We start from the raw sequence: 22,665 nt of genomic DNA, 5'->3' as shown, positions 1-22,665 counted from the left end.
CCTGTATTAGTTAAAATTGGAATTACTAGCGCTACTTTTTTGTTGTTGACTTTGCTGCTGATACATAGTTTCAAAATCTATAGGATCTAGCATAAGTGGAGGAAACCCACCACTACTTGTAGTTCTTGCAATTATTTCTCTTGCAAAAGGGAAAAGAAAAGTAGGTCCACCAATAAATAAAGCTTGTCTCACCTCTTCTTCACTTAGCTCTGTAAAGTTTTCTATTGAAAAAATACCGCAATACTTTACCTCGCAAATGAAAGCTATATCATCTTTTACATCTTCATCTTTTACCGTTGCTTTGGCTTCTATATGCAAAGTAATTTCATGAAAAGGCTTTTCTTCACTTATTCCTTTTTTATTTTCTGTTCCTTCTAATTTTGCTGAATTAATATTAACCATTACATTAATATCAGGAGCTTTACTAGAAGGAAGGAATGGCGAATTTGGATTCTCAAACGAAAAATCTTTGACATACTGACCATGAATTTTCATTTTGTGTTGTAACATTTCTTACTTCTCCTTTAATTAAGTTGAGATATTTAATACTTTCTTATATAATATATTCATTTATAAACGAATAGCAAACCTAACTATAGGCTAATATGCAAAACATATTTTTATCAAAAATTAATAATATTTAGATACTTTATATACCAAGGGGTTAAGTTACCATGATAGAGCTTGTAATATATGCTTTACTAGCGGCGTTTATTTTTTCACGCTTATATAATTCTTTAGGAAAATCAGCCAGTCTCAACCTAAAAAAGCTAACAGGTGTATTGGATGTAAGTCAAAGTAAAGAGGATGTAGTAGAAAATATCGAAGATTATATTTATAGCAATGACAAAAATTCAATAGAAGCTACTTATGAACAAATATTACAAAAAAACAGAGAGTTCTCTATTTCCAATTTTATCGAAGGTTCAAACATAGCTTTTGAATTAATAATTAAATATTTTAACCAAGGAAATTTACCTCAATTAAAATCCCTTCTGGACAAAGATTTGTATAACAGCTTTGTGGACAAAATTAAACATCGTAAAGAGGTACACGAGTCTATAATTGTTTCTATCGTTTCACAAAAGATCTTAGAAATAAAACTAGTAAAAAACGTAATATTTGTTGCAGTATATTTCCTTTCAGAGCAAATTAACTTTGTTAAGAATAATGAAGGAGACATCATATCAGGTAGTATGTCTACCATTAACAAAGTTGAGGATGTATGGCAATTCAAAAAAAATATTAATTCATCAGACCCAACTTGGTTACTTGTTTCTATTAACTATAAGAAGGCAAGTAATGATAAAAATTTAACAACAAATGACAACTGATGGAAAGTAGGCTACGAGAAATAGTACTTGATACTGAAACTACAGGTCTTGACACTGAGTCTGGTCATCGAATTATTGAGATAGGATGTGTGGAATTAATTAATCGTATTCCAACAGGTAAAACATTTCATCGATATCTTAATCCAGAAAGAGATATACCTTACCACTCATTTAAGATTCATGGTATTAGTGAGGAGTTTTTGGAAGATAAACCACTATTTTCAGATGTTACACTTGAATTTCTTGACTTCATATCTAATGACATTTTGGTAATTCATAATGCTGAGTTCGATGTTAAGTTCCTTAATATGGAATTAGGCAAGTTAAATGCTAGGTTAATTTCCTCAGATAGAGTGCTAGATACATTGCCACTTGCAAGAAAAAAATTCATAGGGTCACCTGCTTCTTTAAATGCATTATGTAAACGTTTTGATATATCGCTGGAAGGTAGAGAGTTACACGGAGCATTAGTTGATGCTCAATTGCTTGCAAAGGTCTATGTTGAGCTTACAGGAGGATTGCAAACCTTTCTGTTTAATAATGAATGTGATCAGGACAATAACTCCACGTTTATCCAGCACAAAGTGCGAAATTTAGCTCGCAGAGAACACTCACCAAGTAGTGAAGAATTTGATGAGCATAAGAAACTGTTAGACAAAATTAACAATCCACTTTGGAAGGAATATGTTGAATCAGTCAACTAGTTAATATATGATTTAATTTTATTAGGAACGCTTTAATGGTAAAGTCTATAAGGTTATTGTCTAGTCTACTAATAGCATTAGCAGCTGTCTTCTTAGGTTATTGTTATTTTACTAAGAAAGGCATCTTTGTCCCATACAATACAGAAATTAAAATAGGTGGGGATTTTTCTTTGATTAACCAAAACGGGCAAATAGTACGCAGTAGTGATTTCAAAGATAAGTATATGATGATTTTTTTTGGATTTTCCTCATGTAAAAGAATTTGCCCTATGAACCTTGGAATAATTTCAGAAACACTTGCAAAGTTAGACGAGAAAACTGACAACAAGCTACAAACATTTTTTATCACAGTTGATCCTGAGCGCGATAATACAGAAAGGCTTAAAGAATTTCAGCAGCAATTTGACCATAGAATACAAATGCTCACTGGTGAAAGACAAAAAATAGATGAAGTAGTTGCAAAGTATAAAGTATATGCAAGTAAAGTAGATGGAGAAGAGGAAATTAACCATTCTTCAATGATATACCTTATTAGCCCTGAAGGAAAATATGTCACACACTTTGTAGCTGATTTAAATTCAGATGAAAGTCAATCTGATAAGATTCTGGCTGAGATAAAAAAATATGTAAGCTGAACTAAAGAGCTTAGCTTACTTTAAATTTATGCTAACAGCTATTTTGATTAAACTAAGTCGTTTTTTTAATTTTTTCTAGGATCAACTCAGCAGCTTTTTGTTCAGCAATTTTCTTACTAGGAGCGCATGCAGAAACTTTGTCATAACTCTCTATGCAAACTGATATAGTAAATTCAGGATTGTGTGCTGGTCCAGTTTGTTTTACAAGCTCATACTTCGGTAAAGGTAATTTATTTCTCTGAGTCCATTCTTGCAGTGAAGTTTTAGGATCTTGAGGAGGATCGAGGATGTCCTTAGCTAGCTTTTCCCAATGTCGGATAATAAATTTCTCAACACTCTCAAGTCCGCCGTCAATATAAATTGCACCTATTAGTGCTTCAAGCGAATTTTCTAAATTTTTTAAGTTACATTTTCCTCCGTTACAACGTTCACTATTATTCATGATAATAAAGTTACCTAACTCTATTTCTTTAGCAACATTAGCAATGGTACTGCCACAAACTAAATCCGTTTTTCTTTTTGCCAATGCTCCTTCTTTTTCTTCAGGAAACATTTTAAACAGCATAACAGACACAACCATATTCAAAACACTATCGCCCAAAAACTCTAGCCTTTCGTAGCTTACAACCTGGTCTTCGCTATTTCTCTTATTTACGCTTGGGTGGGTTAATGCCTCTTCTAATATTGCATAATCTGTAAATTTATAATTAATAACTTTAGATATTGTATCGTTCAAAACTCTCATATTAATCATTCAATAGAAAAGCACTCTCTATCATACCTCTACACTAAAAAGTTAGCTCTACTTTACTAAAACAATATCAATAACTTCCAAAATTAATGTATACAACCCACTGCTTCAGTAATGTTACTAAATCCATCTCTTTTTACCAATTCTGCAAGCTCCAGATTGATTTTGTTCACAACTTGATGCCCCTGGTATACAAGAGCAGTGTACAGTTGTACTAAAGAGGCTCCTGCCTTTATTTTTTCATATGCATCAACACCACTTGAAATTCCTCCGCATCCTATCAATAGAATTCTGCTTTTAGTAAGCTTGTACATGTCACTCAATAACTCGGTTGAAAGTTGAAATAATGGCCTGCCGCTCAACCCACCACTCTCATTATAGTAAGAATCTCGACTTATCGTAGTGTTGCTTACTATTAAGCCGTCAATTTTATATTCTAGTGTAAGCTCAGCGATATTTTCTTTTGTTTGCTGATCTATATCTGGAGAAATTTTTAATATTATCGGTATGGATTCAGAGCTATCGATTGATTTCCGGGTTAGAGTGATAGATTTCAACAATTTGGATAATTCTTGTTTATTGTGCAAATCGCGCAAGTTAGGTGTGTTTGGGGATGAGATGTTCAGTACTATATAATTGCTCTTTCCATATACTATCTTTATTAAGTCAACATAATCGCTGATTTGGTCCTTTGATGTACTGTTTCTTCCTATATTTATACCAAAAATACAATCACCAAGTTTAGTTTCACTTATCTGTTTAAGAAAATAGTCTACTCCTTTATTATTAAATCCCAATCTATTAATTATTCCTTCATCTTTAATTAATCGAAAAATTCTCGGTTTTTTGTTTCCATATTGGGGATGTTTAGTTACAGTACCAGCCTCAATAAATCCAAAACCAAATGAGAGCATCGGCTTTACAACTTCCGCATTTTTATCAAAACCTGCAGCAAGACCTACAGGACTCCTAATTTTATTACCAAAAAAGTTTACATTTAAAGACTTAGGTAGTTCTATAGGTTTCCTAGAGGGCATCTTTTTTAACGCCGTTATTACCAAGGAGTGAGCAATTTCAGGCGGCAGTAAAAACAATAAATTACGTAATATCATTTTGTAAAACACTTTGCTTATTTTTAGTTTATTTTTTACCATGCAACAAGAATAACTTAGAAAGCTTGAGGTTTATCAAAATAGTAAGTATATAGTTTCTATGAGTAGTAAAAACTAATTTTTCTGAAGGGAAACCAGAACTTGATCAGTATTTTTATCTACTAATTCGAGGTAGCCAAATTTGTTAATTTGAGATTTTATTAGTATAGGAATCTTATTTCGATTTAAATAAAATCCCTGTTTTGATTGTTTATTAATCCGCAACCTTACATCCCCATTTTTCCAAGCAAGCATCTTATTTATTCCAGATTTTTCTTTACAATTATCTTCATTTACAAATCCTAAGTATTCATCTTCTGAAGAAGATATTGCAATCTTGCATATTCTATACCCTATCCAATTCCCTAGATATGGATCAGTATCGTCTTTTTCGTGAAGCTTGAACTCTCCTTTGACATATTCCCATGGAGCTTTTGCATCACCTACCTTTTTTAGAAAGAGTACGTCCTGATCAAAGTTTATAATGGTCCTTGTATGAAATGTTGTTAAGCTTGTGTCCCATAATAGTTTTTCTGTGATGCTAAAATGCTCTTTATCCTTTTGCATATTTTGAAATGATACGATTATCACATCTGCTCCAACTTCTCTTCCATAGTTAACATATTGACTAGCACGCCCATGTTTGGCTGTGAATGATGACTTACCTATTAACAGAAAGTCATTAAATAACGCATTATATATAGTCTGTGCACTGTAAGCTGTACCGACGTAAACCGGCTGTTTGTTGGATGAAGGGTACTTTTCTGGTGCAAGATGAGTATACGAGCTCTTTAATAAATAGTGAAAAGTGCAACTGGTAAGCAAGAAGGGCAAACCAATCAATAATAAAACTTCTGTTAATCTCTTTGGCATTTTACTGCTTATATTTTGAATATAGTATCTTATTTTTTTAAATATTTCATTAAAAGCCACACTTCTTGTTAAAATTTCAGAAGAAAAAACGATCTAATTGGAGTAAGAGGCCGGGACCGGAATTGAACCGGTATAAAAGGATTTGCAGTCCTCCGCATAAGCCATTCTGCCACCCAGCCGTTTTTTATGCGTAGATATCCATTATATCTTTTAGCATAGATAAAGCATCCTCTCTTTTTCTTTGAAAAGTGTTACGCCCGATAATTGAACCATTACCACCGCCTTGCTTAATTTCTTTCGCTTCATTGCATATGTCATTCACTGATTTCGACTCGCCACCAGAAAAAACTACTATTCTTTTCCCTGCAAAACAAGATCTTTTAACATATTCAATTCTTTTAGATAATGACTCAATATTTTCTGTTTCTATTTTCTCCCTTTCCAAATAGTTAATTGGAAGTTTGACTTTGATTATATTAGCGCCAAGTAAAGCTGCTATGTGCGCAGCATAGGCAATAACATCAACTGCTGTTTCGCCTTCTTTGGAAATTCCTTCACCGCGTGGATAAGACCATAGCACTACGGCAAGGCCGCAAGACTTAGCCTCAGCTATAATTTCGCGAGCTTCTTCCATCATATCGAAGCACTTAGCAGAACCAGGATATATAGTAAACCCAACAGCTACGCAACCCAAACGCAGCGCATCTTTTACAGAAGCAGTTATTGCTTGATCAGAAGTTAAGTTTTTCGAGTGCAAGGAGTTAGCACTATTAAGCTTCAAAATAAGTGGTAGCATTCCAGCATAAGTTGAAGCACCAGCTTCGATCATACCAAGCGGAGCAGCGTATGCACTTACTCCTGAATCAACTGCAAGCTGAAAATGATAATGTGGATCGTAAGCATCAGGGTTAACTTCAAAACTTTTTATTGGTCCGTGCTCAAATCCCTGGTCTACAGGGAGAATTACTAACTTGCCAGTTCCACCAAGTTTCCCATGCATAAGAATGCGAGTAAGATTCGCTTTTACTCCAGGGTTTTCACTTTCGTAGTAACTTAGGATTTGTTTTACTTCTTCACTCATTAATATCTTCAAATTTACTCAAAGTGTAGCAAAAACTATAGTTGAAGCAAAGACCTTTTTATGCTCTTGTTCCTACGCCTATATTTAAAGGTGTAACTTTAGGATCAGTAGTATGCTGTTGTGGTTTTTCTTGAACTAAATCTTCAAAATACATTTTAACAATAGGAAGAACGAGCGGCATAAGTACTAATTTGTAGTCATACCATGCAAATTTTTCTTTATAACTAAATTCCGCATCTTCTTCATATAAACACTGGATACAGTATTCACCATATAGTTCAAAAGCTTTTATAAAAGTTCTAAGTAAAGCAATAAGTAATAAATCTAATACTAAATTAGCCATAAGCACCATTCCATATTGAACAGGCCAGCCATTTTGTGCAATTTCCGATACTAGACTGCACACAGCAAACGCTGCTGCTATACATAGCACATAATTATCAGCAGCAATAAGTAGATTGTATCTTCTATTTAACCTATCTAGATTTTCTTCTTGTGAGCCTCTTTGTTTACTTGCTGCATAGATAATACTACAAAAGGATATAATAAATAACCATGGCCAAACTCCGATGCTGAATGCATAAAATTTATAAGCAATATTTTGCACTTTGCCACTGTTAGCAAGTTGTGATAAGCAATATTTGACTTGAGGCGACGGACCAAGTACCACATTTGCTAATATAAAAAATAAACATGCTCTATTCACAGCTTTCTCTCTACGCAATAGAATCTCATTGATTCTCCTTTGTTTTTCCTGCACTTCTCGCTGTAATGTTATAGATATGCCAGCTGCTTTTAAGTCGTTAAGATATTTCTCTAGCTTATCTTTATCTGCACTAAGTTTTTTAAACTTTTCTTCAGCTATTTTTTTCTCTTTCTCTCCTACTACTTTATCAGGGTAACATTTTAATGAAGCTCTTCTAAAGCGCCGCTCAACTAACTTAAGTACATCATCAAACTCCTGGCTTATTACTTCTTCTGCTTTTATTCCCAGCCTTGAAAATAAGTTCTGTAAATCTTGATTACTGTAATATTGATTTCTGGTTAAACTTGCCACTATAGCCTCATTAAAAAATAGTGACTATACTACAAATTTAATACTCAAGCAAGAATTTAAACTATATCAAAAGCAATTCCGTGTTTACCAATATAAATCCTTAATTTCTTTCCTTTAATTAATCGACGATTCAGTATTTCTTCAGCCAAATGACTTTTTATCTCTTTTTCAATCAGCCTCTCTATTGGGCGTGCTCCCATTTCTTTGCTATAACCTGTTTGCGCAAGATAAGACTTTACTTCTTCTTCCACTGAGCAGCTTATACCCTTTTGCACAAGTTGTTTTTTTAATTCCTGAATAAATTTATCCACAATGTGCAAAATGACATCCGCATCCAAATCAGAAAAGGAAATGACTGCATCAAGACGATTACGAAATTCAGGGCTAAAAACCCGTTCCATTGCTTTTTCGCTGTCACTGATGTTAAAGTTTTTATACCCAAAGCCAATAGAACTTTTGTTACGTTCAAATGCCCCTGCATTGGTTGTCATAATTAAAATCGTATTGGAAAAATTAACCTTACGTCCGTAAGTGTCTGTAACACAACCATAATCCATGATTTGTAGTAATATATTATAAATATCACTATGAGCTTTCTCAATTTCATCAAGAAGTACTACGCTATATTGATTATTAGATACAGATTCTGTAAGCAATCCACCTTGGTCGTAACCCACATATCCAGGAGGGGAACCAATCATTCTAGATATTGTGTGAGGTTCCATATACTCAGACATATCAAACCGAATAAGGTTCATACCCATATTTTGTGCTAGTTGCTTCGCAAGCTCAGTCTTACCTACACCAGTTGGCCCTGCAAAAAGATACTTTGCCAAGGGTTTATTGTAACTTCTCAGACCAGATTTAGCAATTTTAATAGAATTAACGAGAAACTCTATCGCTTGCTCTTGACCAAAAATGGCCCTATTGAGATTTTCTTTCAAAGATTTTACTCTTTGCATATCATCAAACCCGCAAGGTACGTTTGTAATCCTAGCGATAGTACTCTTAATGTCTCTACTGTTTATAATTTTTCGCCTGCTTTTTTGTAACTTACAATATGCCCCTGCTTCATCTATAACATCAACTGCTTTATCAGGTAATATTCGCCCAGTAATATACTTGTGTGAAAGTTCAGCTGCAGATTTAATGGCATGTTTCGTGTAATATACTCCATGATACCTTTCATAGTAATGCTTTATACCATCTAGTATCTTTACTGTATCATTAATAGAAGACTCTTTTACATTAATTTTTTGAAACCTCCTTGCTAATGCTTTATCCTTTTCAAAGCTATTGCTATATTCTCTATATGTAGTTGCACCTATACAACGCAACGCACCTCTTGCAAGTGCAGGTTTGAGCAGATTGCCAGCATCAAGAAAGCTGCCACTTGTTGAACCTGCTCCAATAATAGTGTGTATTTCATCAATGAAAAGAATAGCGCCAGGTTTTGCCTCAATTACTTTTATTATAGATTTTATTCTCTCTTCGAAGTCACCTCTATAGCGTGTTCCTGCAAGAAGTGATCCTAAATCCAAAGCATAAATTATGCTGGATCTCAGTGCACTCGGAACACTACCTTCAATAATTTTCAATACCAAGCCTTCAACTATTGTTGTTTTACCAACACCTGGTTCTCCGACATATAAAGGGTTATTTTTTCTGCGTCTTAGCAAGATTTCTATAGTGCGATTTAATTCATAATCACGACCAATGACATAATCTATTTTTTTGCTTCTTGCATAATCATTTAAATTTCTACAATAATTTTGTAGAACTTCTTCATCTTTTAATAATTCACCTTTATTTGCTACAGTAGAGATATCGTTATTCTTATCAAGTTTTATCTTGCGATTAGTTACATATTCTTCTATATCACCTGAATATTTTATATTGGATATGTTATAAATCAAATTAGAATCCTTTGCATTCTGTTTGCATAATAGCTCTTCAATGTATAAATCTTGCTCAGACAGAATCTCTAATAGAATACTTGCTCCATTTATTTCTTTTCTTCCCAGACGATGAGCTCGTATCATGGCTTTATGTATTATGCGTTGAAATAGCACATCAGGCTCAACTTTATTGACAGTTAATTCGGAGTTGTCTTGTAAAAAACCTTTTGTATTATTACCACGATCATTCCTTAATATAATATTATCTATATTTATGATTTCACCAGCTCTGATGTTACATCTTGATAAAACATAATTTACATCCACATCTTTGGTTAATGCTAGCAACAAATGTTCCACTTTTGCATATTTAAGCTTACAATCAGAAGCAATCTGTAACGCTCTATTTAAACTTGCCTCTAAATTTTTAGAAATCATCTATTCTCTTTAAAAGTGTAAATTTATATATAATTAGTAGCACACAATTATTAAAAAAACTGAAATCTAGCAGCTCGTTGTAGCCAAATTGAATTAAGCTACAGATTATAGTCCACACAGCCTAACATTATACCGTTGTGATAATCTCAAAACGTTATAAGCAGCAGAATTAAGATTATCAAATTGTAGGTAAATCTAATTTGGGCTAGCTATATATTCTTTCTACCATCCTGCAATCACTTCACTTTGCAGCAAGCTTACTGGAGCTTTTAAAGAATAGAAGAATAGTTAAGTACATTAATACGCTTTTTCTAGTACTCTGCTTTTCTTCTTAAATACATTGATCTTTTTTCTACCGTATTTAGCCTTTAACGTACTTGGCCTTTTAAAGATCTTTTTGCTGTTACGTTTTTGAGATTGCATACTACAATCAAAATTTGGCTCTCCTTCTTTATCTGCTAGTGAAGGCAGTCTTCTCTTATCTTGAGGTGTAACAAAAGATAATGCAAATCCTTCAGCTCCCGCACGTGCAGTTCTACCTATACGATGAACATAATCAGCTTGCGATTGTGGTACATCATAATTGATAACATGTTGAATGTGCGGAATATCAAGGCCGCGAGAAGCAACATCTGTTGCAACCATGATTTGATTGCGGCCACGACGAAAAGAATCAATGACTCTTTCACGCTTGTGCTGCCTTAAATCACCATGAATTGCCAAAGCGCTATAGTCATCTTTGTGCAATTTGTCAGCTAGCTGATCCGCTCCTCGCTTTGTTTTGACAAAAATAATGATCGATCCTTTGCGCTGACATAATTGTGTAACAAGCTTGCCATATTTTTCTGATTCTGATGCATAAACAACTTCTTGTTTAATTTTTACAGAAGTTGTAGCCTGGCAATCGACAGAAACACGCTCTGGTTGATTAAGATATTTTTCAGTAAGTTTTACTATTTCTCCAGGAAGAGTTGCAGAAAACATAAGAGTTTGCCTTATTTTAGGCAAATGCTTCATAATTTCTTCAATCTGAATTCCAAAGCCCATATCAAACATACGATCCGTCTCATCAAGCACAAGAATACCAACATTCCGAGTAACTAAAGTTTTACGCTCAATATGGTCTATAATACGACCAGGAGTACCTATTATAATTTGTGGTTTTTTCTGAAGCTGATTTAGCTGCCTAAAAATAGGCTCGCCTCCGATCAACAAAGCAACTCTTAGTAAAGAACTTTGAGATAAGAGTTTTCTTATCTCACTTGTTACCTGATGAGCAAGCTCTCTGGTTGGCACGATGACTAAAGCTGAACCAATGCTTGGCTCATTCATCAATTTAGCAACCAGTGGAATAGCAAACGCTAAGGTTTTTCCAGTTCCCGTTTGAGCAGACCCAAGAATATCTTTGCCCTGAAGAGCTAGAGGAATCGCTTGCACCTGAATCGGGGTTGGAACACAAAGATTATTTTTACTTAGAGCTTGCCTAAGCAAAGTTGGAAGCCCCATTTCATGAAAATTACTCACAATACATTACCCTATTAAAAAGCTTCACGATAGACTAATCTTCCAATCTTAAATTTATTGCAGACTTTTTATCTTCTCCGTTCCTACCACGCTCTTCTTTAAGCTCATAACTTACTCTTTCCCCTTTCATTCCTCTCTTTTTATCCTCTCCTCGAAGTTCATCAGGTCTTATTCCTGAACGTTCTAATGTACTAACATGTACAAAAACGTCCTCACCTTTACCTTCTGGCTTGATGAAACCATAGCCTTTTTCAACATTAAACCATTTTATATTACCAAATTCCATATGGATAACTCCTAAACTACTAACTAACATTATTAATGTGATGAAAAACTTTGAAATTACGATTTAGAATGCTTTAAGCTTAGTTACTGCAACTAAACTTCTATACTCCATAGTCTATTCTTAACATTACATAGTAATAGTACACAATTATTGTACTTAATGCAACTAAAATTTTTAATCACTAAGTGAACCTGCTACTGTCATTTCGCTAACTTTAATCGTTGGTGAATTAAACTGCCCACAGAAAGTTAGGTCATTTGCAACAACTAAATTGCTAAACATATTTTTCAAATTGTCGGCAACAGTAATCTCGTGTATTGGATACGTTATTTTACCATTTTCTATAAAAAATCCGCATGCACCTTGACTATAATCGCCATTGATTAAATTAACACCAAAACCAAATAAATCAGTTACATATATTCCTTCTTTTACTTCCTCAATTAATTCCTTAAACGATCTATTACCATTTTTGAAATAGAAATTACTAGCTGAAGGAATAATTGCAGCATTACTTGCACGAGTTGCATTTGCGGTCGTTTCCAAGTTTAATTTCCTAGCCGAATATAGATCTAAAATCCAGTTTTGCAGTACTCCATTTTTTACAAATTCATTTCTTCTGCTCATTATTCCTTCCCCGTCAAACGGTCTTGATGTTATACCCCTTGGTAACAATGGGTCATCAATAATGCTAATCTCAGTATTAAAAATTTGATTATTTAAACTATTTCTCAAAAAAGAGCTATTATTTACAATATTGCTACCATTTATGGCAGAAGCAAAGCTCTTTACTAGCTCTTTTGCTGCTCTTTTTTCAAAAACAACCGGAAATTTGCCTGTCCTGATTGTACATGAACCCAATTGATCTATTGCTCTTTTTGCTGCTTCTTTCCCTATTGACTCCGGTGTTTTTAAATCACTGAAGTTGCATGCTACATCGTAATCGTAGCCTATTTTCATTTCACTCTTTTCTCCAGCAACAACAGAAACCTGATTAACAAAAGTTGACTTACTAAATGAACCAACAAAACCAGAAACGGTTGATAATAATGTATTTACTGAAGTATGTGAAGATGAAGCTCCTTCGGAATTAATAATATTTTTATGTGCAAGAGCTGAATTTTCTGTAGCTTCAGTAATTTCTTTTAATTTATCAATTGTTACAACATTATTATCTGAGATATTTAAATCTGCAGAAGAGATATAATTACTGCCATCTACAGCAAAACTAATATAAGGATCTTCCTGGGCATTCTTTGCCATTTCCACCACTTGGCTCACTGCACTACTAAGATTATTCAAATCGTTTGTGGAAATATACGCAGCTTTGTTCTTACCTGCTATAGCTCTAATTCCGACAGTACAGTTTCTAGATTGTGATATTTGTTCAATTTTTGATAGACGCTGAGAAACCGAGGTCTTATTAGTTTCATATATTGTAACTTCTGCGTCTTGATTCTGCTTTTTTATTAGTTTAGTGATATCTGCTGCAATATTTAATATATTCATTTTTCATTCCTTGAGTTTCTATAAAGATTCTGCACCACCTATAACTTCAATCAAATCAGTTGTAATTGCTGCTTGACGAGAACGATTATAAAGTAATGCTAGTTTATTTAGCATTTCTTTTGTATTTCTGTTTGCTGATTCCATAGCAACCATCCTAGCACTATTTTCACTTGCTGCACTTTCAAGTAAAGCAGAATAAAGAGCAGCTGTAACATAATCTTGAGTCAAAGATTTTAAAATAAACTCAATATTTTGTGGTTCATACTCATAGCTGTAATCTGTTAGAGGACTAACTACAGAATTATCAATTAATAATGAGTCTTTACTCCATGGTTTTATTGTTTCTAATATTGGCTTTTGCATGAAGGTATTATAGAATTTACTGTAAAAAACCTTAACTTTATTGTATTTACTTAGATCTATATCACTAACCAAGGCTTCCACACGCTTTAGTGTGATTCCCTTACTATTTTCAACCTTCAAGATATTTTTAGAATTAAATCTATTTTTGCCTGTCTCAAAAGCTTTCTTACCAAAAAAAACAATGTCTACTTTCTTATCATTTGCAATTAATTTGTTTATATGCTCCTGACTGAATTTAACAACAGAGGAGTTAAAGCTGCCACATAAACCACGATCAGATGCAATAATAAATACTAGGAAAGAATCTTCATTATTGATATTTAGAATTCTTGCTAGTAACTCTTGATCCGCTGATAGCACTAGTGAAGAAATAATGCTATGCAGCTTAGATATATGCAATTTTGAATTTGATAATTTCTTTTGGCTTTGTAATAATTTTGCTGCAGAAACCATTTGCATTATTTTCGTGGTTTTCTGCACAGACTTAATATTTTTAATTCTTAAGGATAATTCCTTTAAGCTCTTCATTTTGTATATAATTCTAATTTATTAAAATATATAACTGGTAATGTCTAAAAACAAGTTTTTTTGACATTGGAGTCAAACCTAACTAAGAAACTCACAGATTTACTGTTTTGAGATAGAGATTATATTAAAGCAATCTCGATGTAAAAGTATCAAACCTTATGGAGTCTTATAATATAAGGTAAATACAATTAAGACTATTGCAACTTGAGCACTTATAATCCCATTGCTTTAGCTCTTTATTACAATCAGCACATTTCCAACCTGGATCAGGCACAGCTTCTGAGTCCATCCTGTTTAACCAATAAATTGCTTGATCATACTCTTGCAACATAATCTTGAGCTGTACCATAACAAGGTAGATTGATATGTAATTAGCTTTTTTCATAGCAATATCTAAATGCTGACTTGCAAGATCATATTTCCCTAAGCTAATTGAAGACAAAGCAAGCAAGCAATAACTAAAATAATAATCAGGGCGTAAGTTATATAGTCTTTCAGCGCCTTTATTATTTAACTTGATATACATTCTAGCTGATTGAGGAGTAGGATTTACTCTATACTCTTCCTCTAATACTGTGGAAGCTTTTCTGATTTTTTCAAGCTTGATATATAATTCTGCCTTTAAATAATTGATGGGCTGAAAAGTTGCATAATAACTTTGTGCTTTAGCTAAATAATCTATAGCTTTGTAAAAACTTCCTTTACTTTCGTATTGCTTTGCTAAAGCGCAATAAAAAACCGCTAACATCTTTTTACGATCAAAGGGAAGAAAAATATTGAATTTGATAGCTTCCTTTAACTTTGAAATTGCATTTATCCAATCTTCTTGCAATATACAATGCTCTATTTGAAAGGGAATAGACAAAATTTTATCATTAATTGAACTAGAGCAATATTCTATAAATTTTTGAAAGACTAACCTTTCTTGCTTTAGGTGAATAATCAGTTTATTGATCAGAAGTAGAGCTAAGTTGCGATTTTTACTTGCAATACTCGTTAAATTATGGCTGAAAAAGCTGTAATTTCCCGTTTTACCTGAATTAAAGAGCTTTACTAAAGATAATTTATCACTTTCTTCATTTAGATTTTTAATTAGCTTATTGGTGTTCTCTATATTACCTAAGTCTAAGCTAAAGAAAGCTTCAAAGAGAAGCAATTCTTCCCTACTTCTTCTTCTATTTTTTATGTTAGCAAATGTTGATGAAATAGAAGAACAAAAACGTGCAACTGCAATCAATAAAAATAATAAGACTACGCAAGAAAGAATAACGAAATATAGATCAACACTTATAGTGTAATTGCCTAATTCCAGTTTTATTACTTCACCACTTACCTTGATCCATATACCAAATAAAAACGAAAAAGCAAAAATTATAAAATAAATCATGAGATGTATTGTAATAAGTGATGATATATTATTGAAGTATTCTTGAAAGCTACAATAAAATCATTCAATTTATTAAGCCATGGCTTGAATTCTGGGTATGTTAAGTCACTTATTGCGGTGGCTATGCTCTGCCAATCATTATCGCTTATTAATTCTTCAATTTCCGCAAGCTTTAACCTGAGTGGATCACTACGATCATCTATCTTTATCCAATTTGAAATGATTTTTTTAAACAAGTTACTTTTATTGTAGTTAATAACAGTCATGTTCTTCTCAAAAGACAATTTCAACCCGCGTAAAGTATCTAACTCTTTCAAATTTTCCAATTCATTTACTGCATTTTCTATCTCTGGATCGTCAAGCTCTGATATCAAAGGCTTTATTGAATTTATATGATTATCAAACTTGGCTTCTCGCAATAACGAATTCTTCATCTTAATCACAAGTAGCAGCAACTTTGCGAGGTTCTTATGCCTTAAACTACCATCACCTTGCTCACATTGAGTGTACAGATTTCTCTTTAAGTCAAATATCCTTTTCTCTACCCTAGATTGATTCACTTCAAGCAATACTCTAAGTTCATCCATCTTTTCCGTTAAACCATTTATACTATTTTCACTTTCTTGCTGATTTATTTTGAAAAATATTATGTTATTTATTGCAATATGGCTAACAAATAACAATATAATTAAGAACCAACCTATGCATTTTTTTCGAGTATCATTCATAACGTAATATCTCCGCTGGGTCTTGTGCAGCTGCCTGCAATACAGGAGGAATTGTTGCTAAAAATGACAAGAACAATGCAAGTGCAGAAATGTTCACTACATCTTGAGAAACTAATATCACTGGCAAACTTGAAAAAAAGTATATCATAGGATCAAATAGCTTGATGTTGGTAATGTTTTCTAAAAACACTCTAATATTTTCAATGTTGAGAGAAAAAATAACTCCTATAACAGAGCCAAGACAAGTTCCTGTAAAACCAATTAATAGCCCACAAGCACAAAATATGCGCATAATGCTTCCACTTGTTGCACCAAACGTACGCATAATTGCAATTACGGATTTCTTTTCTTGCACTATCATCATCAAACTTGAAACAATATTGAATGCTGCCACAACTATAATCAAAGTAAGAATTAAAAACATCACATTTCTTTCAGTTTTTAAAGCATTAACATAATGGCTTTGCTGAGATTGCCAACTTTCAGCTTTCATTCCTGTTTCTTCTACTATAGCATTTGCTAGCTTATTAGCCGCAGCAATATCGTCTATGAACACTTCTATATTTCTCACACTATCTTTATAATTAAAAAAAGCCTGAGCTGATTTCATGGGCATATACATCAAGGTATTGTCGTACTCAAACATACCCATATCAAATATTGCTACAACTTTATATTCTTTCATTTTTGGTATTTCACCAGACAGTGCGTCAAATCCTTCAGGTGATATAAGCATAATGTTATCACCATAATCAATATTCAAAGCTTCTGCTAATCTTGCCCCTATTATGATACCTTCATCGAATTTTTCCACGTTACCCATAATTACATTATTCTTAACGGTAGTATTATTAAGTAAGTCTTTAGTTGACACACCACGGACTACGCTACCCACAATTCCACCATTTGATGCAACGATCACTTGATCATTGGTCATAGAAGTAGCTTTTAATACACCTGGGATTTTCTCAATAGATTTTAACACTGCGTGGTAATCTGAACTTATGCTTCTATCAAAGTAAACATTAATATGGCCATTAATGCCAAGTACAGAGTCGAGCAGCTTTGCTCTGAACCCATTCATTACAGACATTACTACTATTAGCGTTGCAACTCCAAGAGCAATACCAATAATAGAAAACAAGGCCATTATAGAGCAAAATCTAGAATTCTTTGCTCGCAAATAACGAATAGCCATAGTAAATTCAAAGGCAATAGACATTATACTAAGATTTAAATATCATACTTTTTATGCTTCATATAACTGTAATTTTTCCTTTACCTCAAATTAGGTTGTCTAAATTTAGCAAGCTTATAGAATATATTCAATATTCTATATTAAGACCTTCCATATATATCGTCCAATCTTACTATATCATTATCAGATAAAAACTTTCCTACCTGAAACTCAACTATCTCAAGAGGAAATCTTGTACTTTTATTCTCAATTTTGTGAAACACCTTCCTTGGAATCTCTATTACATGATTTTTCGTTATAGCATATGTTTTGTCATCTAAACTCACGCATCCAACCCCTGATAGTATTATATGGTACTCATCTCTATAGTGGTGAAATTGCTTAGAAGTGCAGCTCAGTGGATTTATAAAAAGGTATTTTATAAGAAAATCCTTACCCATTAAAATCACACTATAAAATCCCCATGGCTTAATCTCTTTCCTTGTTGGCTTTGCTTCTTTAACTTTATTAATGAACAACATTAGGCTCTTATTTTGCCGTTTATAAACTCTACCTAATAAAATCTTTTCATCATTTTCTGTCATCAAAACTGGCTCTCTTCCTTTTGTTACATGCTGAAATGAAACTAAATTCTCACTAAATCTCTTACTCAGTTCTAAAACTGAACTCCAAGTACCAATATCCATCCAATCAAAATTAGCTTCTACCATTGCAATATTTTCTGCTTTTTCTATCACTAGGTGATCAATAGATGTATCACCCATTCCTGCACAATTTTGCTGTTCTAAATACAGAAATCTCTCTCGTGGTACAAAATGCTTCATACTTTCACAACATAAATTATAGAGAGTCGGAGCAATTTTTTTTATCTCATCTATATAGCGTTTTGCTCTAAACACAAATATTCCAGAGTTCCAATAATGATCGTTACTTACCTTACGCTCGGGTTTTTCTGTAAAATCTTTTACTATATGACATTTTTCTTTCTGACCATATACTGCATTTATATAGCCGTATTCAGAATTGAATTCATGAGGCTTTACCCCAAAAGTGACTATAGAGTCAGTTTCAGAGGCTAGCTTAGACGCTTTCTCAATAGAAACATAAAAACTATTCAAATCACCTATAAAATGGTCTGAAGGCAGAACTAAGATTGTCTCGTTCCTATCGCAGAGAAGCACAGCAATTAGTATTGCTGCCGCTGTCCCAATTTTAACTGGTTCAAAAACTACTTTACATTCCTGTAATGCATGTAATTCCTGCATCAATAATGACTCATATTGTATATTTGTGGTAATGATGGGTGGCATATAATCGCCTTTTAGCCTCAACAAAGTGTTGTGAAACATAGTATTCTGACTAAATATTTTCTGAAATTGCTTTGGCTTAGATAGAGGCCAAAGTCTGCTGCCACTACCACCACACAGTATTACAGGGCGCATTTAATTAAGATATTAACTATTTGATTAATATCTTATACTAACGGCAAAATGCATGCAAGTTTTTATTGTGAGATGATTAAAGTAAAAAGTAATTTAAAGTGATGGTTGACTACGAGCGTGATGGAGTCCCTACATTTCGTGATGAGTCTTGTCTTCTTTCTATCTCTCTATCAATATGAGGAGTGTTGCTTTTTTGATTAACGGCTGCAGCTATTTTTTCATCAGTTTTGTTTTGCAACTTTTCCTTTAAGCTTTCTCCAACACCTAGTTCTCTAGATTTATCTATACTTTCACTATTTTTGCTCAACCCCTTCTCTAAGTTTTTTTCAATATCTGATTTTCTAGCGTTAAGCTCTTTCCATGTACCCGCTATGCTAAGTGGCTTATGATCCTTCTGCTTCGGCTTTGGCCTTTCCCCATTTGTAACAACATTAAAGTCGCTTTTTACTTCTTTCCAACATTCTTTCAATTGATGTTTCCACATAGTAAGATAAGCATCACCATACTTTTTCTCATTTGCTACAAATAATAAAATTGGAACCTTAAGTATTGTAGCTCCCATATTTACTAAATTTTTTACTGCCACTGCAGGAGTGAAAAAAAGATAACCAAAAGATTTTGCAATTGGATTTTGTCTGCCTATCAAATTCTCCCCTAATTTCATAGGAATAAAAGTTAACAGTTTAGCGCAAATCTTAGCTAAACCCGCAGCAGAAACAATAGGAACAGATATAAGACTCTTATCCAGTTCTAGATTACCACTCTGGTCTCTAATTTCAGAAAAATGGGTGCTTAGTTTTTTATAATTACTAGTGTATAATAGCTTACCGTTTCTCCCTTTCTCATCTCTATACTCTTCATTAACCTTTCCTGTTTTATCATTGATAGAGCAGCCTTTTTTAGCAAGAAAAGAGGAATTAGTTAGCTCAAACTTATCATCTTTTTCCCGAGCTTCAAAAATTGGAATATGTTTTTCAAGATCAATTTTTGAAAACCCAAATGGTTTATAGTAGCTATCATAATGCTTAACATCCTTGTTTTTTTCCCGATTAACTAAAAAGTCAATGGTAAAATAGGACCTATCATCCGTTTTCTCGACAAGAGCTAATTCAAAAGTTTTCTTGTCATACAAAAGTTTATATATAGTCTCACCATCACTATTCTTACTTTCTATAACTTTCCAAGATTCTACAATCTGATCGTAATTCTTTGGATATTTGCATTTTCTTCCATCTGTATAGGTCATTACCTTTCTAAGATCCTTGACATAAATTTGAGATTCAGATGAAGCAAATAAACCTTTTGCTTTAAGTGTAAAATCTGTTACTGCTTTTTTTAACACTCCGAACATGTTGTCAAACCAAAATCGCTATAGTTCAATAATAAAACTAGTACACTAATAATATATTAACATAAAACTGGCAACTTTACAAGAAAATATGCCTATAAAAGAAAAAAGTCGTAAAAGCAAGGACTATATAAGTAATGCTTGATAAGTATTTCATGCATGTAATTGTAAAAATCCTTAGAGGTACGCTGTCTATATAATCTTCACACACTACCTGCATTCCAAGAACTGCATGCCAAAAAATGCAAAACACCAGTATAACAAAAAACAAAAGCTCTAGTGGATGATTAATAGCCTGAAATAATTTTTCATTAAAAGATAAAGGGCTATCAACATAAAATGTGCAAGAAAATGAGTAAATAAACCAAGGAAATAAAAATAACAAAATCACCGCAGAAACACGCTGGATCCACCAATGATGTACTGAATTTACAGATTGACTCATATAAATATAAATAAAAAAGCCATAGTAGAAAGAAATAGCATTATTGTTAGTAATATAGCACTTTTTAAAACACTAGCAATTTCTAAATTAAGCCCAGCATCCCACAATAAATGACGAATACCATTAAGAAAATGATACATAAAGCTTACAAAGCATAAGATATAAGCTAATTTAGCAACAGGAGTGAACAATAATGCATTTAAGCACCTTACTATAATTAACTTAGGGGAGTAAACATATAATATAAAATACCAAGAAAGTATGATTAATAAAAGAAATAGCAAGATACCAGTCAATCTATGCATAATAGAAAAAAAACTAGTAACTTGTACTTTATATATTTGTAAATGTGGGGAAAGAGGCCTGTTACTCATAAAATTTCGTTATCGAGAAATTAAAAAATAAAGTAGAAGTAAAGACAGCAGTATAGTACATAATGACACTATTATTTGAAATGGTGAATTACGTACAAAGCCTAAGGAGGTAATCCAGCTGCAGATTCCCCTACTGCTACCTTGTTACGACTTCACCCCAGTCACTGATCCCACTTTAAATAACTCCTTCCTTGCGGTTAGGCCATTAGCTTCGAGTGAAACCAATTCCCATGGCGTGACGGGCAGTGTGTACAAGACCCGAGAACGTATTCACCGTGGCATGCTGATCCACGATTACTAGCGATTCCAACTTCATGTACTCGAGTTGCAGAGTACAATCCGAACTGAGATGTCTTTTAGGGATTAGCTTAGGCTTGCGCACCTTGCAGCCCATTGTAGACACCATTGTAGCACGTGTGTAGCCCACTCCATAAAGGCCATGATGACTTGACATCATCCCCACCTTCCTCCAGCTTATCACTGGCAGTTTCCTTAAAGTACTCAGCATTACCTGATAGCAACTAAGGATGAGGGTTGCGCTCGTTGCGGGACTTAACCCAACATCTCACGACACGAGCTGACGACAGCCATGCAACACTTGTGTAAAATCCGGCCGAACCGACCCTATCCCTTCGAATAGGTATGATTTCCATGTCAAGAAGTGGTAAGGTTTTTCGCGTTGCATCGAATTAAACCACATGCTCCACCGCTTGTGCGGGTCCCCGTCAATTCCTTTGAGTTTTAATCTTGCGACCGTAGTCCCCAGGCGGAATGTTTAACGCGTTAGCTGTAATACAGAAAGTAAACTTCCCATATTTAACATTCATCGTTTACAGCGTGGACTACCAGGGTATCTAATCCTGTTTGCTCCCCACGCCTTCGCGCTTCAGCGTCAGATTTGAACCAGATAGACGCCTTCGCCACTGGTGTTCCTCCTAATATTTACGAATTTTACCTCTACATCAGGAATTCCTCTATCCTCTTTCAATCTCTAGATTAATAGTTTTAAAAGCAATTCCAAGGTTAAGCCTCGGGATTTCACTTTTAACTTATTAACCAGCCTACGCGCCCTTTACGCCCAATAATTCCGAATAACGCTAGCCCTCTCCGTATTACCGCGGCTGCTGGCACGGAGTTAGCCAGGACTTCTTCTGTGAGTACCGTCATTATCTTCCTCACTAAAAGAGCTTTACAACCCAAAGGCCTTCTTCACTCATGCGGCATGGCTGGATCAGGCTTTCGCCCATTGTCCAATATTCCCCACTGCTGCCTCCCGTAGGAGTCTGGACCGTATCTCAGTTCCAGTGTGGCTGATCATCCTCTCAGATCAGCTATAGATCATTGCCTTGGTAGGCTATTACTCCACCAACTAGCTAATCTAATATAGGCTCATCTAATAGCAATAAATTTTTCCCCCGTAGGGCGTATACGGTATTAGTTGCCGTTTCCAACAATTATTCCGTACTACTAGGTAGATTCCTATACATTACTCACCCGTCTGCCACTAAGTTATACCATAGCAAGCTACAGTATAACTCCGTTCGACTTGCATGTGTTAGGCCTGCCGCCAGCGTTCATTCTGAGCCAGGATCAAACTCTCAAATTTAGACT

The 22,665-nt window shown here is 34.0% G+C and carries 21 protein-coding genes, 1 tRNA gene and 1 rRNA gene; 3 read left to right on the top strand and 20 right to left on the bottom strand.

The features are described from left to right. Window positions 1-6: 6 nt before the first annotated feature. On the bottom strand, window positions 7-510 hold the full coding sequence (gene secB, locus ABWU45_RS02605) for a protein-export chaperone SecB (RefSeq protein ID WP_264682611.1): 504 nt from the start codon (window positions 508-510) through the stop codon (window positions 7-9). Window positions 511-674: 164 nt separating this feature from the next. Between secB and ABWU45_RS02600 the strand changes: the two genes are divergently transcribed. Genes ABWU45_RS02600 through ABWU45_RS02590 form a run of 3 tightly spaced genes read left to right on the top strand, consistent with a single transcriptional unit; the run spans window position 675 to window position 2,673 of the window. Then, the gene (locus tag ABWU45_RS02600; RefSeq protein WP_353278897.1) at window positions 675-1,334 is read left to right on the top strand and encodes a Tim44/TimA family putative adaptor protein; all 660 of its coding nucleotides are present in this window, start codon (window positions 675-677) and stop codon (window positions 1,332-1,334) included. After that, window positions 1,334-2,038 (top strand): DNA polymerase III subunit epsilon, encoded by a 705-nt coding sequence (dnaQ, locus tag ABWU45_RS02595; RefSeq protein ID WP_264374568.1) that lies wholly within the window; start codon window positions 1,334-1,336, stop codon window positions 2,036-2,038. The genes ABWU45_RS02600 and dnaQ overlap by 1 nt, the downstream gene beginning before the upstream one ends. A gap of 35 nt (window positions 2,039-2,073) precedes the next feature. Next, window positions 2,074-2,673: an SCO family protein gene (locus ABWU45_RS02590; RefSeq protein WP_264682609.1), complete on the top strand. Its 600-nt coding sequence runs from the start codon at window positions 2,074-2,076 to the stop codon at window positions 2,671-2,673. A 52-nt stretch (window positions 2,674-2,725) separates the two neighbouring features. Here ABWU45_RS02590 and rnc read toward each other — a convergent pair whose 3' ends face one another. From rnc to ABWU45_RS02495, 19 genes are all read right to left on the bottom strand, one after another. Next, a complete protein-coding gene (rnc, locus tag ABWU45_RS02585) occupies window positions 2,726-3,418 on the bottom strand; it encodes a ribonuclease III (protein WP_012481989.1) in 693 nt (230 codons plus the stop codon). Between the two features lie 92 nt (window positions 3,419-3,510). Further along, window positions 3,511-4,578, bottom strand: coding sequence for a quinone-dependent dihydroorotate dehydrogenase (locus ABWU45_RS02580; RefSeq protein ID WP_353278895.1), 1,068 nt, complete (start codon window positions 4,576-4,578; stop codon window positions 3,511-3,513). Between the two features lie 72 nt (window positions 4,579-4,650). Continuing rightward, a complete protein-coding gene (locus ABWU45_RS02575; RefSeq protein WP_353278893.1) occupies window positions 4,651-5,448 on the bottom strand; it encodes a hypothetical protein in 798 nt (265 codons plus the stop codon). Window positions 5,449-5,555: 107 nt separating this feature from the next. Further along, window positions 5,556-5,627: transfer RNA gene (locus ABWU45_RS02570), tRNA-Cys, on the bottom strand. A gap of 5 nt (window positions 5,628-5,632) precedes the next feature. After that, window positions 5,633-6,529, bottom strand: coding sequence for a class I fructose-bisphosphate aldolase (locus tag ABWU45_RS02565; RefSeq protein WP_353278891.1), 897 nt, complete (start codon window positions 6,527-6,529; stop codon window positions 5,633-5,635). 58 nt (window positions 6,530-6,587) lie between these two features. Further along, a complete protein-coding gene (locus tag ABWU45_RS02560) occupies window positions 6,588-7,586 on the bottom strand; it encodes a molecular chaperone DnaJ (protein WP_353278889.1) in 999 nt (332 codons plus the stop codon). Between the two features lie 56 nt (window positions 7,587-7,642). After that, entirely contained in the window at window positions 7,643-9,922 is a 2,280-nt protein-coding gene (locus ABWU45_RS02555; protein WP_264682605.1) for an AAA family ATPase, read from the bottom strand. Between the two features lie 297 nt (window positions 9,923-10,219). Next, window positions 10,220-11,446 (bottom strand): DEAD/DEAH box helicase, encoded by a 1,227-nt coding sequence (locus ABWU45_RS02550; RefSeq protein ID WP_353278887.1) that lies wholly within the window; start codon window positions 11,444-11,446, stop codon window positions 10,220-10,222. A gap of 34 nt (window positions 11,447-11,480) precedes the next feature. Further along, the gene (locus ABWU45_RS02545) at window positions 11,481-11,732 is read right to left on the bottom strand and encodes a cold-shock protein (RefSeq protein WP_007302456.1); all 252 of its coding nucleotides are present in this window, start codon (window positions 11,730-11,732) and stop codon (window positions 11,481-11,483) included. A gap of 174 nt (window positions 11,733-11,906) precedes the next feature. Next, a complete protein-coding gene (locus ABWU45_RS02540) occupies window positions 11,907-13,241 on the bottom strand; it encodes a TldD/PmbA family protein (RefSeq protein ID WP_353278885.1) in 1,335 nt (444 codons plus the stop codon). Window positions 13,242-13,259: 18 nt separating this feature from the next. Then, window positions 13,260-14,132, bottom strand: a complete 873-nt coding sequence (gene atpG / locus ABWU45_RS02535) for an ATP synthase F1 subunit gamma (RefSeq protein WP_353278883.1) — start codon at window positions 14,130-14,132, stop codon at window positions 13,260-13,262. A 166-nt stretch (window positions 14,133-14,298) separates the two neighbouring features. Continuing rightward, entirely contained in the window at window positions 14,299-15,519 is a 1,221-nt protein-coding gene (locus ABWU45_RS02530; RefSeq protein ID WP_264682602.1) for a tetratricopeptide repeat protein, read from the bottom strand. Continuing rightward, window positions 15,516-16,247: a hypothetical protein gene (locus ABWU45_RS02525; protein WP_353278881.1), complete on the bottom strand. Its 732-nt coding sequence runs from the start codon at window positions 16,245-16,247 to the stop codon at window positions 15,516-15,518. The genes ABWU45_RS02530 and ABWU45_RS02525 overlap by 4 nt, the downstream gene beginning before the upstream one ends. Next, window positions 16,240-17,469, bottom strand: a complete 1,230-nt coding sequence (locus ABWU45_RS02520) for a lipoprotein-releasing ABC transporter permease subunit (protein ID WP_353278879.1) — start codon at window positions 17,467-17,469, stop codon at window positions 16,240-16,242. Before ABWU45_RS02520 ends, ABWU45_RS02525 begins: the two co-directional genes overlap by 8 nt. A 116-nt stretch (window positions 17,470-17,585) precedes the next feature. Then, window positions 17,586-18,887 carry a sugar phosphate nucleotidyltransferase gene (locus ABWU45_RS02515; RefSeq protein ID WP_353278877.1) on the bottom strand — a complete coding sequence of 434 codons (1,302 nt, stop codon included), beginning with the start codon at window positions 18,885-18,887 and terminating at the stop codon, window positions 17,586-17,588. A gap of 109 nt (window positions 18,888-18,996) precedes the next feature. Continuing rightward, window positions 18,997-20,238 carry a hypothetical protein gene (locus ABWU45_RS02510; RefSeq protein ID WP_353278876.1) on the bottom strand — a complete coding sequence of 414 codons (1,242 nt, stop codon included), beginning with the start codon at window positions 20,236-20,238 and terminating at the stop codon, window positions 18,997-18,999. 76 nt (window positions 20,239-20,314) lie between these two features. Beyond that, window positions 20,315-20,680 carry a succinate dehydrogenase, hydrophobic membrane anchor protein gene (sdhD, locus tag ABWU45_RS02505; protein WP_010407127.1) on the bottom strand — a complete coding sequence of 122 codons (366 nt, stop codon included), beginning with the start codon at window positions 20,678-20,680 and terminating at the stop codon, window positions 20,315-20,317. Further along, window positions 20,677-21,054 (bottom strand): succinate dehydrogenase, cytochrome b556 subunit, encoded by a 378-nt coding sequence (sdhC, locus tag ABWU45_RS02500; protein ID WP_010407125.1) that lies wholly within the window; start codon window positions 21,052-21,054, stop codon window positions 20,677-20,679. Before sdhC ends, sdhD begins: the two co-directional genes overlap by 4 nt. A gap of 102 nt (window positions 21,055-21,156) precedes the next feature. Then, window positions 21,157-22,660, bottom strand: a 16S ribosomal RNA gene (locus ABWU45_RS02495). Between the last annotated feature and the right edge of the window lie 5 nt (window positions 22,661-22,665).

The organism is Wolbachia endosymbiont (group B) of Longitarsus flavicornis, assembly GCF_964028135.1.
GTDB lineage: Bacteria > Pseudomonadota > Alphaproteobacteria > Rickettsiales > Anaplasmataceae > Wolbachia.
This window is presented reverse-complemented; position numbering and strand designations above follow the sequence as displayed.

Coding starts and splice junctions, on each gene's coding strand:
- ABWU45_RS02540 (WP_353278885.1), bottom strand. CDS start 13,241: ATGAATATATTAAATATTGCAGCAGATATCACTAAACTAATAAAAAAG.
- ABWU45_RS02510 (WP_353278876.1), bottom strand. CDS start 20,238: ATGTTCGGAGTGTTAAAAAAAGCAGTAACAGATTTTACACTTAAAGCA.
- ABWU45_RS02565 (WP_353278891.1), bottom strand. CDS start 6,529: ATGAGTGAAGAAGTAAAACAAATCCTAAGTTACTACGAAAGTGAAAAC.
- ABWU45_RS02530 (WP_264682602.1), bottom strand. CDS start 15,519: ATGATTTATTTTATAATTTTTGCTTTTTCGTTTTTATTTGGTATATGG.
- ABWU45_RS02590 (WP_264682609.1), top strand. CDS start 2,074: ATGGTAAAGTCTATAAGGTTATTGTCTAGTCTACTAATAGCATTAGCA.
- ABWU45_RS02515 (WP_353278877.1), bottom strand. CDS start 18,887: ATGCGCCCTGTAATACTGTGTGGTGGTAGTGGCAGCAGACTTTGGCCT.
- ABWU45_RS02600 (WP_353278897.1), top strand. CDS start 675: ATGATAGAGCTTGTAATATATGCTTTACTAGCGGCGTTTATTTTTTCA.
- sdhC (WP_010407125.1), bottom strand. CDS start 21,054: ATGAGTAACAGGCCTCTTTCCCCACATTTACAAATATATAAAGTACAA.
- ABWU45_RS02575 (WP_353278893.1), bottom strand. CDS start 5,448: ATGCCAAAGAGATTAACAGAAGTTTTATTATTGATTGGTTTGCCCTTC.
- ABWU45_RS02555 (WP_264682605.1), bottom strand. CDS start 9,922: ATGATTTCTAAAAATTTAGAGGCAAGTTTAAATAGAGCGTTACAGATT.
- atpG (WP_353278883.1), bottom strand. CDS start 14,132: ATGAAGAGCTTAAAGGAATTATCCTTAAGAATTAAAAATATTAAGTCT.
- ABWU45_RS02580 (WP_353278895.1), bottom strand. CDS start 4,578: ATGGTAAAAAATAAACTAAAAATAAGCAAAGTGTTTTACAAAATGATA.
- sdhD (WP_010407127.1), bottom strand. CDS start 20,680: ATGAGTCAATCTGTAAATTCAGTACATCATTGGTGGATCCAGCGTGTT.
- ABWU45_RS02545 (WP_007302456.1), bottom strand. CDS start 11,732: ATGGAATTTGGTAATATAAAATGGTTTAATGTTGAAAAAGGCTATGGT.
- ABWU45_RS02525 (WP_353278881.1), bottom strand. CDS start 16,247: ATGAATGATACTCGAAAAAAATGCATAGGTTGGTTCTTAATTATATTG.
- ABWU45_RS02520 (WP_353278879.1), bottom strand. CDS start 17,469: ATGTCTATTGCCTTTGAATTTACTATGGCTATTCGTTATTTGCGAGCA.
- rnc (WP_012481989.1), bottom strand. CDS start 3,418: ATGAGAGTTTTGAACGATACAATATCTAAAGTTATTAATTATAAATTT.
- dnaQ (WP_264374568.1), top strand. CDS start 1,334: ATGGAAAGTAGGCTACGAGAAATAGTACTTGATACTGAAACTACAGGT.
- secB (WP_264682611.1), bottom strand. CDS start 510: ATGTTACAACACAAAATGAAAATTCATGGTCAGTATGTCAAAGATTTT.